Below are 16,955 nucleotides of genomic sequence, written 5' to 3'. Positions count from 1 at the left end.
GAGGGTCGGCGGGCATTGTCGCTATTGCGCGAGGTATCCCCCGTCGACGGGCAGCAAGGCGCCGGTGATGAAGGAGGCGTCGTCGGAAGCGAGGAAGACGATGGCACTGGCAACTTCGGCCGGTTCGCCGATTCGACCCATCGGGTGCATGCGTTCGACCGCCGCCAAATACTCGGACCCACCCGGTTCCTCCGGGAAGCGCTCGACCCGCTCGGTGCGAATCGTCCCGGGGGCAACGGCGTTGACTCTGATCCCCCGGTCGGCCCACTCGACCGCCAAGTGCTTGGTCAACCCGCTGGCGATGAATTTGGCGGGCCCGTAGGCCGCCTGGCGCTTCTGCCCGGCCAGTCCCGAGATCGACGAGAGGCACACGATCGCGCCACCGCCGGTTGCCAGCATCGCCTCGATGGCGAATTTGCACGTGAGGAACATCCCGCGGCCATCGATGGCCATGACACTGTCCCAGTCGGCGGCGGTCACCTCTTGGGCATCACCGAGCGGGATGATGCCGGCGTTGGCCACCAGCACGTCGAGCCGTCCGAAGCGGTCGACCGCCGCCCCGATCATTGCCTCTGCGTCGGTCTGGACCGAGACGTCGCCGACGACTGTCTCCACCTCGGCGCCGGATTGCCGCAGTTCATCGGCGAGCGCCGACAGCGGCTCGGCTTGAATGTCAGTCAGGACCAGACGCGCACCCTCGCGGGCGAAGAGCACGGCGGTGGCCCGGCCGATACCCAAGGCCGCCCCGGTGATCACCGCCGACTTTCCGGGGAGACGTCCTGGGGATCCTGGTGGCCCCTGGGCTCCGCTTTTCGTCATCTGCGCATCATCTGCGGTCGCCCCTGCCCCTACTTGTCTGTGCGCCGCGCATGTTAACGCGACAGCTCGCGATCGAGTTCTCGCCACCGGGCGGGACGCGAACAGGATAAGTCGCAGCGGGTGATTTTCCGAGGGATTCGCCACCGTGAGGAAGCAAGCCGCGGGACTGCCCCGAGTTCAGTTGACTCAGCGGGGTGAATTTCAGGCCGCGGATGCGACTGGATTGTGGAGCAGTTCGAACCAGCTAGTTAGTCCGTTTTCTGGAATCAGGTCCACAAAACCGAGGTGACAGCGGCAGCAACCGCCGTCCGATACCTGCAAGCTTCGCCGAGTTCGATTCGCAGCCAGGCGCGACACAGTCGGCCTGCGGGCGTTGATGACGCGACGGTTCATCACCACTTCACCCTCACCGGACGGGTGTCACCGGCTTCCTCACGGCGACGTTGCTCGGCCTCGACCCAGTCGCGGGCCGCGCTCGCCCGGGACCTGTGCAGAATCCGTTCCCTAGTCGGCTGTGGTTCGCCGATCCAGCCCTTCTCAGCGCTCATCGGCTTCCCCTGCGATCGCGCCCATCGCGTTGCCGGTCTTCCAGAGGCGGCAATGCAAGGCGACTTGTTGGGCCGGTAGCGGGACCGCGACGGTGCTGAGGCCTGAGGCCATGGGCGTAGCGGGCAGCCACCCGAAGTTTGTGTATGTGGCTGTAGTCGATCCTGCGCAGCGCGGCGTTGCGGGCCTCCTGCTCGCACTGCCCAACCCACCACAGCGGGCACATGCAGCAAGCGCCACGGCGGCGGCTCCGATGATCGGCGAGGGGATGCGCATCGAGACGCTGAACTTCGCGTGGAAGACCTGACGGCCAGGGCGATACAAGTCGCAACCATCGGCCGACGAAAGATTCCAAACGGACCCGGACATGAAGATCTCCATGGAAGGTCGGGCCTCCCGTTGCAGAGGCGCTCTTGCCCGACACCGGCCGGTGTGGGGCCGCTTCGTCATCCGAGCCACCCACGAGCGTGGGGTTGGCGTGCCGTCCAGTCGGAGCTTGGCGACGGCAACTCATGAAGCCCCTCCAGGATACCGAGAGGAACTGACAGCTCACGCGGCTGTAGGACGACGCGATGGAGGGAGATCGGCTGACCTGACCTGGTGGGGCCACGTACCTAGCGACAGCACCTCAAGCATGGAACGCTGTTCCAGCCAATCGACACCGCTCCCAGTTGTTATCTGGTGGCGTGTTTCTGTAGGACTGACCGAAAACAAAACAGGCCAGGGCTTGTAGCCTCTGACCTGCTTTGATATCGGTGGAGCTGCCGGGAATCGAACCCGGGTCCTACGGCATTCCCTCAAGACTTCTCCGTGCGCAGTTCGCTGTGCCTCTACTTGGATCTCCCGGTCACGCGAACCAGCCGAGATGACGATCCCAGTCGCTGTTGGTGTCCCGATAAATCCCGCGACCGGACGTATCGGTGGATCCCTCTAGTCGATGCCAGGGTCCGGGCCGAGGGAGGTCCCGGTCTGACAGGCCCGCTATCGCTTAGGCAGCGAGAGCGAAGTCGCTCTGGAGAGCGACCTTAGCCGGAGTAAGTGCAACGTTGGCGCTTACTTGTTTACAGCGACGCTTAACGGTGGTCTCTTGCCTGCACCGGCACGCTTCCCTTGATTCGACACACGCAGTCGAAACCTTTCAGCCCCCTGTCCTTATCTCTGTCGCCCCACCACTTCAGTGGGACAACCCATCGTACCGGGCTGCAACGACAGGACACGACCATTTCTTCCCGGCCGCCGGGCGCCGCGGCGCAGGCCCCTGGGAGCGGCCGGCCACCTGTGGCCGAACGGGGCGCTGGGTCCATCCGACGAGGGCTCGCCGGCAGTGGGCGGCACGGTCGGAACCCGTGCCGACCACCGCTTAACGGTGCACGGCGGTAGATAACATTTGAACTTTTGACCCGGATCATCAAAACTTGTCAACCAGAAAGTTGATAACTATTCTGGGAGCGGCAGCGCGCGAAGCGGACGCGCGTCCACCTAAGTGCACCTCAGCTCGCCCGGTGGGCCAGCTCGGACATACCAGGGGGCCAGGCAGGCTTGACCGGGGAACTCGAAGCCCACGCAACCGATTCCTGCGTCGGCTCATCCGCTATCACGGTCGCCGTCATCGATAGCCACGATGTCGTCCACGCCGGCATCGGTGCGTGGTGCGCACAGGCCGATCCGACGATCAACATTCTGGGTAGTTTTCACAGCACCACGGAGATGCTCGCGCGCTACCCCGACATTCCCAACGAGATCGACCTCGTGATCTTCGACGTGTTCATCGACGGCGATCGGCCGGCCTTCGATGCCCTGCGCGCCATGTGCGAGGCGGGACAGCGGGTCATCGTCTACTCCCAGCTGTCGACCGATGAAGTGATCCTGACCTGCCTGGAGGTCGGCGCGGTCACTTATCTGGTGAAGACCGAAGGTCAGCGTCACCTCATCGACGCCATCCAGGCGGCGCACACTTCCGAGCCCTACGTCGGGCCCCAGATGGCCAAGGCGCTGGCGAGCGACCAGACGTCGGGACGCACCAACCTCTCCGACCGCGAGAAGGAGGTGCTGATCACCTGGTTCCAGACCGAGAGCAAGGAACTGGTCGCCAGCCGGCTGCACATCGCGCCGACCACGGTCCGCACCCACCTCCAGCGGGCCCGGGCCAAGTACGCGGCGGTGGGCAGGCCCGCGCCCACCAAAGCGGCGTTGCTCGCACGAGCCATCGAAGACGGCGTCTTGAGCCTGGGCGACTTGTGATCCGGCCGGCTCAGGCGCCCGCGGCCGCCAGCGCCCGGGCCAGCGGGCCGCGGTCCCAGGACTGACGATCGGTGCTGTTCGCCAGCACCACGGTCTGCTCATCCGTCCCGTCTCCGTAGACGATCACGCAGGCGTACGACGATGGGTCGTCGATGCCCGACAGCAGGGTCCCGTCACGCGTCTGTTCAGCCAGCTCGGTGATGGTCCCGAGCACATCGTCGCCCTCAGCCTGCCGGAATCCGTGCACGCCATCGGCTGTCGCCGAGTCGATCCACCAGATGCCCGCCACCGGCACCGCCGTGATCGACGCCCCGGCCATGGTTTGGACCGCCTCAACCGGAGCGAGATAGGCGCCGATCCGGCGAGGTGCACGCAGAAACGTCTGGATGACCGCGACCACGCCCGGATGGGCCCGATAACCCCCCTCGGGGTCTTCGGCGATGATTCCGCGGGCGGCCAGCGACCGAAGCCCCCGTACCGCTGCCTTGGTGAGTTCGTCGGACGTCGCGGCCACGGTGGCCAGTCCAGTCGGCCAGGCCCGCCCCAGCATGGCGGCCAGCGCGACGACCTCGTCGTCGGTGAGCATCATTGCCTGCGCGGCCAGCATCAGCTGCCCGCCGGGGAGGAACAGAATTTCGAGATCAATTTGGGCAGGTAGCGCCGCCGCATCCCATGGCCGGAGACCGGGAACGCGGCGTCGGTCGCGGCGGCGGCAACAATGAAGTCGGCTTTGGCGAAATCGCTGACGATGCCTCCCCACCGAGTGGCCGCCTCACGCTCGAGGTAGTTGCTCGTGGTACCGAAAGCCGCCACACCGATCGCCGTACCGATGCCGATCGGCCACAGCGACGTCTGCCCACCGGGATCCTGATACGCATCAAACGGGCTCGGGAACTCCCAGGGCGCCGGGGCACCGCTGCGGCCACTACACAGTGCCGCCGTACCGCTGACCGTGGGGCCCGGGCCCCGCCGGCCAAGGACGGGCGGAGCACCCGCAGTCGAAACACGGCGCCTCAATGCACGTAGCTGATCGACGCCTGCGCCGACGGGCCCGAGCATACGTCTCCTCCGGATATCCGCTCATGCTCGCCGCAGTTGGCGATCACGTCTGACGCTAACAACCCAAGCCGATCTGGCCCGTCACCCGAACGTATGAATCTGTGCGCGCTTTCGCCCTATCGGGCCGTGATCATCGCTATCGACACCACTGCTGCTGCCATGCCCAGCAGCTGGCCGTAGTACACCCGCTCGCGCAACACCACAATGGCAAGCACCACGGTTACGGCCGGGAACAGCGCTATCAGCACGCTGACCGACGACAGCTCCGATCCCCGCAGCGCCAGCAGCATCGCGATATTGGCCGCCGCGTCCGACAGACCCGCCAGCAGCGCCAGCCGCAGCGGCCTGCCGGTGGGCAATCCCCATTCGCCCGCTCCGCCCGCCGCGGTGAGCACCAGCACCGCGGCCGCCACCCGCGCAAACGCCAGCGGCCACAGGCCGGAATCCGCTGGAGCCTGGTGGATGAACACGAAGTCCAGTCCGAACATCACACCGGCGCCAACGGTCAGCCAGGCAACCTTACGGGTGAACCGGTGCGGCCGGATGTCCTCATCGGTGGTCTGCCGGCTCACCAGGGCCACCGCCACCAGCGCCAGCGCAATACCGCCGTAGGCCACCGGCCCGGGCCGCTCCCCCAGCGTCAAGCCGACCACGACCGGAACCGCGGCGGTGAGCACCGCCGAGATCGGCGACACAACCGAGATGGGCCCCGCGCCCAAAGCGGCGTAGAACCACCATCCACCCAGCCCCAGCGCAATGCCCGAAGCCGTGCCCCAGCCGACCGCACCCGGGGGAATGGGGCCGCCCACCGCGACGGCGAGCGTGCCCAGAACCGCCAGCGCCACCGGGTAGGACACCAGGACTACCCGCAGGGCGGGGACGCGACGTGCGGCGAGGCCGCCGGCGAAATCGCTGACCCCGAAACCGGCCGCTGACATCAGCGCCAGGACGGCGCCGGTCACATGCCCTTGGCCCGCCGGCCCAGCGCCCGGGTGACCTCGCGTTGCGCATCCCGACGGGCGAGGTCCTGGCGCTTGTCGTGGGCCTGCTTACCGCGGGCCAGCGCCAGTTCGACCTTGACCTTGCCCTCGTTGAAGTACACCGACAAGGGCACCAGGGTGAGATTGCCGTCGCGGATCTTGCCGATCAGCATGTCGATCTGACGCCGGTGCAGCAGCAGTTTGCGGGTGCGGCGCGGATCGTGGTTGGTCCAGGTGCCGTGCTGGTACTCGGGAATGTGCATATTGCGCAGCCACACCTCGCCGTCGTCGACGGTGGCGAACGCGTCGACCAGGGAGGCCTGACCGGCCCGCAGGCTCTTCACCTCCGTGCCGACCAGCGCTACTCCGGCCTCGTACACGTCGAGGATCGCGTAGTTGTGCCGCGCCTTGCGATTCGACGCGACAATCTGCTTGCCCGGCTGCTTCTTGCGGCCCTTGTCCGCCGACTTCTTCGCCACCGCTACCGCCGGACGTACAGCCGAAGCGTCACGTATGCCGTCGCTCCGGCCATCGCCGCGCCCAGTAACAACAGAATCGGCGAGATGTAAAGGATGTCGGCGTAATCGATACGCGCGATCAGATGCGCTTGATAGAACTGGCTGAGCGCGTTGTCGAGGAACAGTGCGCGCACCACGATCAGCCCCACGATCGCAATGATGACTCCGACCGTGGCAGCCAATACCGCCTCGACCAGGAACGGCAGCTGGGTGTACCAGCGGCTGGCACCGACCAGGCGCATGATGGAAACCTCGGTGCGGCGGGTGTAGGCGGCCACTTGAACCATGTTGGCGATCAACAGCACGGCCCCGACCGCCTGCACCAGGGCAACCGCAAACGCGACACTGCTCAGGCCGTCGAGCACGGCAAACAGTCGATCGATCAGCTTCTTCTGGTTCAGGACGCTGAGCACACCCGGCTGGCCCAGCATCGCGGCGTCGAAATCCTTGCTCTGCTCCGGGTTTTCGAGCTTGACGATGAACGAGGCCGGGAAGGAGTCCTTGCTGGCCACGTCCTTGAATTCGGGAAACTTGCGGATCGCGTCGGCGTAGGCGTCGTCGGAGTTCAGATAACGCACCGACTTCACGTCATCGCGTTGCTCGATGTGCTCCCGCAGCGCCTTGCATGCCTGGCCGTCGCAATTGGGGTCGTCGGCAGCGACCTCGGGGTCGAGGAACACCTGCGATTCCACCCGGTCGAGGTAGATGGCGCGCGACTGGTCGGCCAGGCGCACCACCAGCAGGCCGCCCCCGAACAGGCCGATCGAGATCGCGGTGGTGAGGATCATCGCCACCGTCATGGTGATATTGCGGCGCAGGCCGGTGACGACCTCGTTGAACAGAAAGCCGAAGCGCACGTCAGCGGTCCATCCCGTAGACGCCGCGCTGTTCGTCGCGCACCAGACGCCCCAGCGACAGCTCGACCACCCGCTGGCGCATCGAGTCGACGATGTGGTGGTCGTGAGTCGCCATCAGCACCGTCGTTCCCGTCCGGTTGATCCGCTCCAGCAGGTCCATGATGTCCTCACTTGTCTCCGGGTCCAGGTTCCCCGTCGGCTCGTCGGCCAACAGCACCAGTGGCCGGTTGACGAAGGCCCGCGCGATCGCGACGCGCTGCTGCTCGCCGCCGGACAACTCGCCGGGCAGCCGGTTGGCCTTTCCGGACAGCCCGACCATCTCCAGGACCTCCGGGACGACCCGATTGATCATCTCCGGCTTTTTGCCGATGACCTCCAGCGCGAACGCGACGTTTTCGAAGACCGTCTTCTGCTGCAACAACCGGAAGTCCTGGAAAACGCATCCGAGTACCTGGCGCAGGCTGGGGATCTGGCGACCGGCCAGTTTGTTGACGTGAAACTTCGACACCTGAATGTCGCCCGACGTGGGCGTCTCCTCGGCGAGCAGCAGTCGCATGAACGTGGACTTGCCCGAGCCGGACGGGCCGATCAGGAACACGAACTCGCCCTTGTCGATCTTGAGGTTGATGTCATCGAGCGCCGGACGGGCCGACGCTTTGTACTGCTTGGTGACATGGTCGAGCGTGATCATCACGGCACGCAGTTTAGCCCTGCGGGGCGACCGGACCGGGCGGGGACGCGGGTATCGCCGGGCCGGGCGGGGCGGGATTCTCCGGGGCAACGGGCGGCGCGGTGGGCGGGGGCACCGGCGGGCCGGGCTCGGTCGGCTCCGGCGCGACCGGGGCCGGCGGGCACAGCGGCGGACAGAACGGAAACCCCGGAACCGGGGTCGGCGCCGGCGGCTCGGGGGGCGGTGGTTCGGCCGGCACCGGCGCCTCGGTGGTGGTGGGCGGGGGCGTCACGGTCTTGGTGATGGTCACCGGCGGCTGCTGGAGCCGGGTGCGCGGCACCCAGGTGTAGGCCGGGTCGGGGATGAATCCCGGCGGCACCACCTGGGGTGCGGGCGGCGGCGCCGGCTCCTCGCGGTAGCTGTCGTAGAGCCACCACACCGCGACGAAGGCGACGACGAGCACCAATGTGGAGGTGCGGACCCGCCCCCCGAACAGGTGCGAGGGCCAGCGCCATCGCCTGCCGTCGGCCCGGTCCGAGCGCTGCGGCGCCTCAGCGGGCTGTTCCGCGCTGCTCATGACAGCGCCTCCACCGGTTTGACGTCACCGGCGGTGACGACGCCGGCCGACGCCAGTGCCCGGACCACCTGGATGCGCAACCGCCGGCCCACCTCGAACTGCTTGCCGGGCAGGGTGCGAGCCACCATGCGCAGGTTGACCACACCGAGCTCGATGCTTTCGACCCCCATGATCGACGGTTCGTCCAGCAGCAGGTCCCGCAGCGGGGCGTCGGCCTCGCGGGCGTTCACACACACCTGGTGCAGCACCTCGTTGACCCGGGTCAGGTCGGCGCTGGTGGGTACCGGGATGTCGACGACGGCGCGGGCCCAGTCCTTGGACAGGTTCAGCGACCGGACGATATTGCCGTTGGGAACGGTGAACACCTCCCCGTTGGGGGTGCGCAGCTTGGTCACCCGCAGCGTCACGTCCTCGACAGTTCCCAACGCCTCCACCGATGCCCCGACCATGCTCAGCTGCACCAGATCGCCGAAGCCGTATTGCTTTTCGGTGATGATGAAGAACCCGCTGAGCAGGTCCTGCACCAGTTTCTGGGCGCCGAAGCCGATCGCGCCGCCGATCACCGCGGCCGGTCCCACCAGCGACCCGATCGGGATGTCGAGAATGCTGGTGATCTGAACGGCAACCATCACACACAGCAACACCACCGAGAGCCAGGAGATCACCGAGGCGACTGCCTGACGGTGTTTGGAGGCCTCCGACCGCACCAGCGCGTCACTGGCCTGGAATCCCAGTTCCAGCCTCCGGGTGACGCGGTGCGCCGCCCAGTTGATGAACCGGGACGCCAGCACCGCCGCAATGAGCAGCAGGACGATCTGCAGGCCCTTGGTCATGACCCACTCGCCGATCTGACCGCGCCACACCTCGTGCCAGCGCAGTCCCGGGGAGAACGCCAAGACCATGCGCTCAGTCTCCTTCGGGCCTGTTGCGCCAGCGGATGCCGGCCTCCAGGAATCCGTCGATGTCCCCATCGAGCACCGCGGCGGGATTGCCGACTTCATACTCGGTGCGCAGGTCTTTGACCATCTGGTAGGGGTGCAGCACGTAGGAGCGCATCTGGTTGCCCCACGAGCTGCCCCCGTCACCTTTGAGCGCATCCATCTCGGCGCGCTCCTCGGATCGCTTGCGCTCCATGAGCTTGGCCTGCAGCACCCGCATCGCCGAAACCTTGTTCTGCAACTGCGATTTCTCGTTCTGACAGGTGACGACGATCCCGGTGGGGATGTGGGTGAGCCGGACCGCCGAGTCGGTGGTGTTCACCGACTGTCCGCCGGGCCCGCTGGAGCGGTACACATCGACTCGGACATCTCCTTCGGGGATGTCGATGTGATCGGTGGTCTCCACCACCGGCAGCACCTCGACCTCGGCGAATGACGTCTGCCGGCGGCCTTGGTTGTCGAACGGGCTGATCCGCACCAGCCGGTGGGTGCCCTGCTCCACCGACAGGGTTCCGTAGGCGAAGGGCGCGTGCACCGCGAAGGTGGTGCTTTTGATCCCGGCCTCTTCGGCATATGAAGTGTCGAACACCTCGACGCTGTAGTTGTGCTGCTCGGCCCAGCGGATGTACATCCGCATCAACATCTCGGCCCAGTCCGCGGCATCCACACCGCCCGCGCCCGAGCGGATCGTGACCAGCGCCTCGCGCTCGTCGTACTCGCCGGACAACAGGGTGCGAACCTCCATGGCCTCGACGTCGGCGCGCAGCGACGCCAGCTCGGCGTCGGCATCGGCCAGCGCCTCGGCGGCGGCCGCGCCCTCCTCCTCGGCCGCCAGCTCGTAGAGCACCGGCAGGTCGTCGAGGCGGCGCCGGAGTTCTTCCACGCGGCGCAGCTCTCCCTGAGCGTGGGACAACTCGCTGGTCACGCGCTGCGCGCGGGCCTGGTCGTCCCACAGGTTCGGGTCGGACGCCTCGTGTTCAAGCTTTTCGATGCGGCTGCGCAGGCCGTCGACGTCAACCACCCGCTCCACCGTGGTCATGGTGGTGTCGAGGGCGGCAATCTCAGGCTGGCGGTCTGTTTCCACGTTTATCGAGGTTACCGGCGGCCATCGGCAGGCGACCTCTAGCATCGGGGTTGCGCGGTGCGTGAACGACTTCCGATGGGGAAAGAAGGTTCCAGTGATGCGGCCCTACCACGTCGCGATCGTCGGCTCCGGTCCGTCCGGCTACTTCGCCGCGGCGGCCCTGCTCAAGCTGGCCGGGGGCGGCGAGGTTGACGTGCACGTCGACATGCTGGAGATGCTGCCGACACCGTGGGGGCTGGTGCGTTCGGGCGTGGCGCCGGATCACCCGAAGATCAAGTCGATCAGCGCTCAGTTCGAGAAGACCGCCGCCGACCCCCGATTCCGGTTCTTCGGCAACATCACCGTCGGCGAGCACGTGATGCCCGAGGAACTGGCCGAACGCTACGACGCGGTGATCTACGCGATCGGTGCGCAGTCGAATCGCCACCTGGGCATACCCGGCGAGGACCTGCCCGGCAGCGTCGCCGCGGTGGATTTCGTCGGCTGGTACAACGCGCATCCGCACTTCACCGACCACGCACCCGACTTGTCGTGCACGCGCGCCATCGTGGTCGGCAACGGCAACGTGGCGCTGGACGTGGCCCGCATCCTGGTCAGCCAGCCCGACGAGCTTCGCCGCACCGACATCGCCGACCACGCCCTGGATCTGCTCGGTTCGCGCGGCGTGGAAGAGGTGGTGATCGTGGGCCGGCGCGGCCCGTTGCAGGCCACGTTCACCAGCCCGGAACTGCGCGAACTCGGACACCTCAAAGGCCTCGACGACGTCGACGTGGTGATCGACCCCGCCGAATTCGCCGGCATCACCGATGCGGACATCGAAGCGGCCGGCAAGCATGCCCGGCAGAACATCAAGGTGCTGCAGACCTATGTCGGGCGCCCGACCCGCCCGGGGCATCGCCGGATCGTGTTCCGGTTCTGCACGTCGCCGATCGAGATCCGCGGCAACGGCCGGGTCGAGGAGATCGTGCTGGGCCGCAATGCGTTGGCGGCCGACGAGCAGGGCCGGGTCAGCGCGCGCGACACCGGCGAGCGCGAGGTGCTGCCGGCCCAGCTGGTGGTGCGCTCGGTCGGCTATCGCGGCGTGCCGATGCCGGGGCTGCCGTTCGACGAACGCAGTTGCACCATTCCCCACACCGACGGCCGGATCGAAGGCACCAACGATCAATACGTGGTGGGCTGGATCAAGCGGGGGCCCTCCGGGGTCATCGGCTCCAACAAGAGCGACTCCCAGGCCACCGTCGACACGCTCGCCGCAGACCTGGCCGCCCGCGCGGCAGCGGGTGCTCTCCCCGACCGCGGCGCCGACTACGAGTCGACCCTGCAGCAGTGGCTGCTGTCACGACGGCCGGAGCTGGTCACCGCCGACCACTGGCAGCTGATCGACGCCCACGAGCGGTCCACCGGTGAGCCGCATGGCCGGCCCCGGGTCAAGCTGGCCAGCGTCGACGAGATGCTGCGGGTCGCGCACGGGTCGGACGCCACCGAGTCCTGCCCGGAGTGCGATTGTGCGGGGCCGACGACGTTGACGGTGCCGTTACCGGAGTCGCAGTCACCGTAGCCGCGAAGGTCACTCCCCCGGCGGCCCGGTCAGCACCCAGTTGTCCGGATTGCGCGGTGAGTACCTCACCGGCAACAGGTCGCCCACGCTGGGCCAGTTGCCGACGTCGACCGCGTATCTCTGATAGACCTCGTGCTCGGCCACCGTCGGACCGTGCAGGACACCGGTGATGGTGACGTATTGCGCGCCGGTGGCCTCGGGCCGCGGGCTGACACCGGTGACCAGCACGGTGCCCTCCTGGGCTTCCCCACGCGGCCCCGATCGGAGAAATCGCGGCGCCAGGAACACCGCCAGAATCGCCACCAGCAACAGCAGTGCCCCGAACTCCCACATGCGGCCATGGTAGGACTTTCGCCATGGCGCAGATCAACGACAATCTCGATGACGACCTCACGCTCGCCCTGGCCTTGGCCGATCGGGCGGACGAAATCACCCTGGCGCGCTTCGGTGCACTCGACCTGCGGGTCGACACCAAACCGGACCTGACCCCGGTGACCGACGCCGACCAGGCCGTCGAAACCGCACTGCGCGAGGTGCTGGTGGCGCAGCGCCCGCACGACGAGATTCTGGGCGAGGAATTCGGTGGCACCGCCACGTTCACCGGGCGCCAATGGATCATCGACCCCATCGACGGCACCAAGAACTTCGTGCGGGGTGTGCCGGTGTGGGCCACTCTTATCGCCCTGCTGGAGGACGGCGTGCCGATCCTCGGGGTGGTCAGCGCCCCGGCATTGCACCGGCGCTGGTGGGCGACCCGGGGTCAGGGCGCATTCGACTCGGTCGCCGGCGCGCCGGCGCGGCGGTTGTCGGTGTCCTCGGTGTCCGACGTGGGCTCGTCGAGCCTGACGTTCGCCGGGCTGAACTATTGGGGTCCGCGCGGCCTGCGCGAGCAGTTCCTGGGGCTGACCGAGGCGGTGTGGCGAGCCCGTTCCTACGGCGATTTCTGGGCGTACTGCCTGGTCGCCGAGGGCGCGGTGGACGCGGCCATCGAGCCCGCGGTGTCGGTATGGGATCTGGCCGCCGTCGACATCTTGGTGCGCGAGGCGGGCGGCGTGTTCACCGACCTGTCCGGTAACCCCGGCCCGCACGGCAACTGCGCAGTGGCCGCCAATCCCGCCCTGCACCCGCAGGTGCTGGCGGCGCTCACGCCGCGGTAGCCGGCCGCCGGCGCGGGCGGCCGGCTGCGGACTTCGTCACACCTTACTTACGAGTCATCTTACTTCAGAGTAAGGTGGGTGCCATCGGCACAACCTTCCATCGAGTGAGGCTCTGACATGACTGATATCGCCCCCGCCCGCAGCGGCTCCAAGCCCCGGCTGAACAGTCGCGCCAGCGGCGTCGGTTCGGTCCCGCACAAGCGCACACCGATCGCGACCGCACTCTCGCTCGTCACCCCGCTGGTCAGCCGGGAATTCCTGGACCGCTACCGGCTCCGCGAGCCGCTCAACCGCGGCCTGAACTACGGCGTGAAGACGGCGTTCTCCGTCGCCGGCGCCTCCACCCGCCAGTTCAAGAAGGTCCAGGGCCTGGGCAAGGCGCCGACCCGGCTCAGCGCCCCCGGCACAGGGCGCGAAGCCGGCAAGGGCAGCGACTACTTCGACCTGACCCCCGACGACGACCAGCAGATGATCATCGACACCGTCGAGGAGTTCGCCGCCGAGTTGCTGCGGCCGGCGGCGCACGATGCCGACGAGGCCCTCGACTACCCCCGCGAACTGCTCGGCAAGGCAGCCGAACTGGGCGTCACGGCCATCAACATCCCGGAGGACTTCGACGGCATCGCCGCGCACCGCTCCGCGGTGACCAATGTGCTGGTCGCCGAGGCGCTGGGATACGGCGACATGGGCCTGGCGCTGCCGATCCTGGCGCCCGGCGGGGTGGCCGCGGCGTTGACCCACTGGGGCAGCGCCGATCAACAGGCCACCTATCTGCCCGAGTTCGCCGGCGAAAACGTCCCGCAGGCCAGCGTCGCGATCACCGAGCCGCACCCGCTGTTCGACCCGACCAGCCTCAAGACGACCGCGGTGCGCACGCCCAGCGGCTACCGCCTCGACGGCGTGAAGTCGTTGGTGCCGGCCGCCGCCGACGCGGAACTGTTCATCGTGGCGGCCCAGCTGAACGGCAAGCCCGCCTTGTTCCTCGTCGAGTCCTCGACACCGGGCCTGACTGTCAAGGCAGACCCCAGCATGGGCCTGCGGGCCGCCGCCCTGGGGCAGATCGAGCTGGACAAGGTGACGGTTCCGCTGAGCGCCCGCCTGGGCGAGGACGCCGCGGCCGATTCCGATTACTCGCAGGCCCTGGCGCTGTCCCGGCTGGGCTGGGCCGCCCTGGCGGTGGGCACCTGCCACGCGGTCCTCGACCACGTCATGCCCTACATCAAGGAGCGCGAGGCGTTCGGCGAGCCGATCGCCCACCGTCAGTCGGTGGCATTCATGTGCGCCAACATCGCCATCGAGCTCGACGGCCTGCGCCTGGTGACCTGGCGCGGCGCGTCGCGGTGCGACCAGGGACTGCCGTTCATCCGGGAAGCCGCTCTGGCCAAGCGGCTGGCGACCGACAAGGGCATGCAGATCGGCCTGGACGGGGTGCAGCTGCTCGGCGGCCACGGCTACACCAAGGAGCACCCGGTGGAGCGCTGGTACCGCGATCTGCGGGCACTCGGCGTCGCCGAGGGCGTTCTGGTCGTCTGAGCCGCCCACCACACCAAGCAAACTCCGCTGCGAACACGAAAGTCTGATCATGGCAATCAATCTGGAACTGCCCCGCAAGCTGCAGGAAGTCATCGAGATGACCCATGCCGGGGCGGCCGAGATGCTGCGACCCATCTCGCGCAAGTACGACGCACGTGAGCACGCCTACCCCGTCGAGCTCGACACTTTGGAAACCCTGTTCGAAGGCGTCTCGGGGGCCGGCGGTAACGCGATGGCCGGCGCCGAGGCCTTCCGGTCCTCCGGCGAGCAGACCGGGAACCGCAACGGCGCCAACATGGCGGCGCTGTTGCAGGTGCTCGAGATGAGCTGGGGCGACGTCGCGTTGATGCTGTCGGTGCCCTACCAGGGCCTGGGCAACGCGGCGATCTCCGGCGTGGCGACCGACGAACAGCTCGAGCGCCTGGGCAAGGTGTGGGCCGCGATGGCCATCACCGAGCCCAGCTTCGGCTCCGACTCGGCGGCGGTGAGCACCACGGCGACCCTGGACGGGGACGAGTACGTCATCAACGGCGAGAAGATCTTCGTCACCGCCGGCTCGCGGGCCACCCACATCGTGGTGTGGGCGACGCTGGACAAGTCGCTGGGCCGCGCGGCGATCAAGTCGTTCATCGTGCCGCGCGAACACCCGGGCGTGATCGTGGAGCGACTGGAGCACAAGCTGGGCATCAAGGCCTCCGACACCGCGGTGATCCGGTTCGACAATGCCCGCATCCCTAAGGACAACCTGCTGGGCAGCCCGGAGATCAACACCGAGAAGAGCTTCTCGGGAGTGATGGAGACCTTCGACAACACCCGCCCGATCGTGGCCGCCATGGCGGTCGGGGTGGCGCGCGCCGCGCTCGAAGAACTGCGCACGATGCTCACCGCTGCCGGCATCGAGATCTCCTACGACAAGCCGGCCCACGCCCAAAGCGCCCCGGCCGCGGAATTTCTGCGAATGGAGGCCGACTGGGAGTCTGCCAACCTGCTGACGCTGCGCTCGGCGTGGCAGGCCGACAACAGCATCCCCAACTCCAAAGAGGCGTCGATGGGCAAGGCCAAAGCGGGCCGGGTCGCCAGCGACATCACCCTCAAGGCCGTCGAAATGGCCGGCACCCTGGGCTATTCCGAGCAGACCCTGCTGGAGAAGTGGAGCCGCGACTCCAAGATCCTCGACATCTTCGAGGGCACCCAGCAGATCCAACTGCTGGTGGTGGCCCGGCGGCTGCTGGGCCTGTCCTCCGCCGAGCTCAAGTAGGCCCGGCCCTGGTACTGCCGTACGACCGAATCGCACCCGCGGACCCCGCGGGTGCGATTCGTGCGTAGCGCTGCCCCCACCCGGTGCGACCCCTTGCCCCCGCCCAAAAGAAAAAGTAATGTCGCTTTTACTTATTGAGGCCGATCTCCGGGAGTCGCCCATGGAATCCTTCGTCCACCTGCGCAAAGGCACGACGCCGCGTCGTATCCACGCCGACCTCGACGGACTCAAAGACGACGAGCTGGGCCGTGGCGGCTTCACCGGCCGCACGGCCAACATGTACCGCCGCAACGACCCCACCGCCTACCGCGCTGAGGGCCCGCTGCGGCCGGTCGACGTGCTGGGCGCACTCCTGCAGCCGGCCGACGCCTCCGACGCCGCCGGCGACCCCCTGCTGTTGTTCAGCAATGCCGACTGCCGCATCCGGCTCTCGCGGCGCACCGCCGAGATGCCATTTCACGTCCGCTATGTCGACGGCGACCTGCTCTGCTTCGTCCACGCCGGGTCGGGACAGCTGGAGACCGAATTCGGCCCGCTGGACTACCGCGAGGGCGATTGGCTGTACCTGCCCAAGGCGACCACCTGGCGACAGCTGCCCGCGGCCGAGACCACGCTGCTGATGATCGAGGCCACCGACGAGTTCCGGGTCCCGGCACCCGGGCCGCTGGGCCGCCACTTCCCGTTCGACCCCTCCCTGGTGGTCATCCCCGAGCCGGCACCCATCGACGACGACGGCCGCGAGAATTACGAGGTCCGGCTGATCCACGACGGCGGGCCCACGACGTTGCACTACCAGCACCATCCGATCGACGTCGAAGGCTGGCGCGGTGACAACTTCCCGTTCTCGTTCAACATCGCCGACTACAACGTGGTGACCTCCGACAGCGTGCACCTGCCCCCCACGGTGCATCTGTTCATGGAGGCCACCGGGGTCTACGTGATGAACTTCCTGCCCAAACCCGCCGAGCAGGTGGCCGGAACCGAACGCACCCCGTGGTATCACCGCAACGTCGACTTCGACGAGATCGCGTTCTTCCACGGCGGTTCGCTCTACGGCGTCCCGATGCCGCCGGGCCTGATCAGCCACGCCCCGCAAGGCGTGCATCACGGCGCCCCGGAGAAAGCCCGGGAGCGGGCACGCCGCAAATTCGACGACTACG

At 67.6% G+C, this 16,955-nt stretch carries 18 protein-coding genes, 1 other RNA gene and 1 riboswitch; of the genes, 7 read left to right on the top strand and 12 right to left on the bottom strand.

What is annotated here, in order from left to right; translation table 11 throughout:
- Positions 1-21: 21 nt before the first annotated feature.
- The gene (locus tag LI92_RS09125; protein ID WP_046318245.1) at positions 22-819 is read right to left on the bottom strand and encodes an SDR family NAD(P)-dependent oxidoreductase; all 798 of its coding nucleotides are present in this window, start codon (positions 817-819) and stop codon (positions 22-24) included.
- A 694-nt stretch (positions 820-1,513) separates the two neighbouring features.
- Between LI92_RS09125 and LI92_RS23725 the strand changes: the two genes are divergently transcribed.
- The gene (locus LI92_RS23725) at positions 1,514-1,672 is read left to right on the top strand and encodes a hypothetical protein (protein WP_192830015.1); all 159 of its coding nucleotides are present in this window, start codon (positions 1,514-1,516) and stop codon (positions 1,670-1,672) included.
- Between the two features lie 97 nt (positions 1,673-1,769).
- A riboswitch (SAM riboswitch) is annotated at positions 1,770-1,883 on the bottom strand.
- 235 nt (positions 1,884-2,118) lie between these two features.
- Here the strand turns inward: LI92_RS23725 and ssrA are convergent.
- Positions 2,119-2,511: a transfer-messenger RNA gene (ssrA, locus tag LI92_RS22250) on the bottom strand.
- Between the two features lie 393 nt (positions 2,512-2,904).
- On the opposite strand from ssrA, the gene LI92_RS09115 reads away from it, so the two are divergent.
- Positions 2,905-3,606 (top strand): DNA-binding response regulator, encoded by a 702-nt coding sequence (locus LI92_RS09115; protein WP_046318243.1) that lies wholly within the window; start codon positions 2,905-2,907, stop codon positions 3,604-3,606.
- A gap of 10 nt (positions 3,607-3,616) precedes the next feature.
- Here the strand turns inward: LI92_RS09115 and LI92_RS09110 are convergent, their stop codons facing one another.
- The 9 genes from LI92_RS09110 to prfB all read right to left on the bottom strand — a co-directional run bounded on the left by LI92_RS09110 (position 3,617) and on the right by prfB (position 10,289).
- A complete protein-coding gene (locus LI92_RS09110; protein ID WP_046318242.1) occupies positions 3,617-4,213 on the bottom strand; it encodes a hypothetical protein in 597 nt (198 codons plus the stop codon).
- Positions 4,213-4,419, bottom strand: coding sequence for a hypothetical protein (locus tag LI92_RS09105; RefSeq protein WP_046318241.1), 207 nt, complete (start codon positions 4,417-4,419; stop codon positions 4,213-4,215). Before LI92_RS09105 ends, LI92_RS09110 begins: the two co-directional genes overlap by 1 nt.
- A 362-nt stretch (positions 4,420-4,781) precedes the next feature.
- Complete coding sequence (locus tag LI92_RS09100) at positions 4,782-5,627, bottom strand: EamA family transporter (protein ID WP_152665399.1); 846 nt, start codon at positions 5,625-5,627, stop codon at positions 4,782-4,784.
- On the bottom strand, positions 5,624-6,124 hold the full coding sequence (gene smpB, locus LI92_RS09095; RefSeq protein WP_046318240.1) for an SsrA-binding protein SmpB: 501 nt from the start codon (positions 6,122-6,124) through the stop codon (positions 5,624-5,626). Before smpB ends, LI92_RS09100 begins: the two co-directional genes overlap by 4 nt.
- Positions 6,125-6,126: 2 nt before the next feature.
- Positions 6,127-7,020 (bottom strand): permease-like cell division protein FtsX, encoded by an 894-nt coding sequence (gene ftsX, locus LI92_RS09090; protein ID WP_046318239.1) that lies wholly within the window; start codon positions 7,018-7,020, stop codon positions 6,127-6,129.
- A 1-nt stretch (position 7,021) separates the two neighbouring features.
- Positions 7,022-7,711 (bottom strand): cell division ATP-binding protein FtsE, encoded by a 690-nt coding sequence (gene ftsE, locus LI92_RS09085; RefSeq protein ID WP_046318254.1) that lies wholly within the window; start codon positions 7,709-7,711, stop codon positions 7,022-7,024.
- 13 nt (positions 7,712-7,724) lie between these two features.
- Positions 7,725-8,267 (bottom strand): Rv3103c family proline-rich protein, encoded by a 543-nt coding sequence (locus tag LI92_RS09080; RefSeq protein WP_046318238.1) that lies wholly within the window; start codon positions 8,265-8,267, stop codon positions 7,725-7,727.
- Positions 8,264-9,169 (bottom strand): mechanosensitive ion channel family protein, encoded by a 906-nt coding sequence (locus LI92_RS09075; RefSeq protein ID WP_046318237.1) that lies wholly within the window; start codon positions 9,167-9,169, stop codon positions 8,264-8,266. The genes LI92_RS09080 and LI92_RS09075 overlap by 4 nt, the downstream gene beginning before the upstream one ends.
- Before the next feature lie 4 nt (positions 9,170-9,173).
- Positions 9,174-10,289, bottom strand: a complete 1,116-nt coding sequence (prfB, locus tag LI92_RS09070; RefSeq protein ID WP_046318236.1) for a peptide chain release factor 2 — start codon at positions 10,287-10,289, stop codon at positions 9,174-9,176.
- 97 nt (positions 10,290-10,386) lie between these two features.
- Between prfB and LI92_RS09065 the strand changes: the two genes are divergently transcribed.
- Positions 10,387-11,847 (top strand): FAD-dependent oxidoreductase, encoded by a 1,461-nt coding sequence (locus LI92_RS09065; RefSeq protein WP_082109633.1) that lies wholly within the window; start codon positions 10,387-10,389, stop codon positions 11,845-11,847.
- A 9-nt stretch (positions 11,848-11,856) separates the two neighbouring features.
- Here LI92_RS09065 and LI92_RS09060 read toward each other — a convergent pair whose 3' ends face one another.
- The gene (locus LI92_RS09060) at positions 11,857-12,180 is read right to left on the bottom strand and encodes a hypothetical protein (protein ID WP_046318235.1); all 324 of its coding nucleotides are present in this window, start codon (positions 12,178-12,180) and stop codon (positions 11,857-11,859) included.
- Between the two features lie 23 nt (positions 12,181-12,203).
- Here LI92_RS09060 and hisN point away from each other — a divergent pair, with 23 nt between their 5' ends.
- The 4 genes from hisN to LI92_RS09040 form a co-directional block, all read left to right on the top strand.
- Complete coding sequence (hisN, locus tag LI92_RS09055; protein ID WP_046318234.1) at positions 12,204-13,004, top strand: histidinol-phosphatase; 801 nt, start codon at positions 12,204-12,206, stop codon at positions 13,002-13,004.
- A 117-nt stretch (positions 13,005-13,121) separates the two neighbouring features.
- Complete coding sequence (locus tag LI92_RS09050) at positions 13,122-14,537, top strand: acyl-CoA dehydrogenase family protein (RefSeq protein WP_046318233.1); 1,416 nt, start codon at positions 13,122-13,124, stop codon at positions 14,535-14,537.
- Between the two features lie 49 nt (positions 14,538-14,586).
- On the top strand, positions 14,587-15,795 hold the full coding sequence (locus LI92_RS09045) for an acyl-CoA dehydrogenase family protein (RefSeq protein ID WP_046318232.1): 1,209 nt from the start codon (positions 14,587-14,589) through the stop codon (positions 15,793-15,795).
- A 160-nt stretch (positions 15,796-15,955) separates the two neighbouring features.
- Positions 15,956-16,955 (top strand): homogentisate 1,2-dioxygenase (locus tag LI92_RS09040; RefSeq protein ID WP_046318231.1); only part of this gene is annotated, 1,000 nt, incomplete at its 3' end.

Source organism: Mycobacterium sp. UM_Kg1, assembly GCF_000972925.1.
Taxonomy (GTDB): Bacteria; Actinomycetota; Actinomycetes; order Mycobacteriales; family Mycobacteriaceae; genus Mycobacterium; species Mycobacterium hiberniae.
The sequence above is the reverse complement of the archived record's forward strand: the minus strand, read 5'-3'. Positions and strand labels throughout refer to the sequence as shown.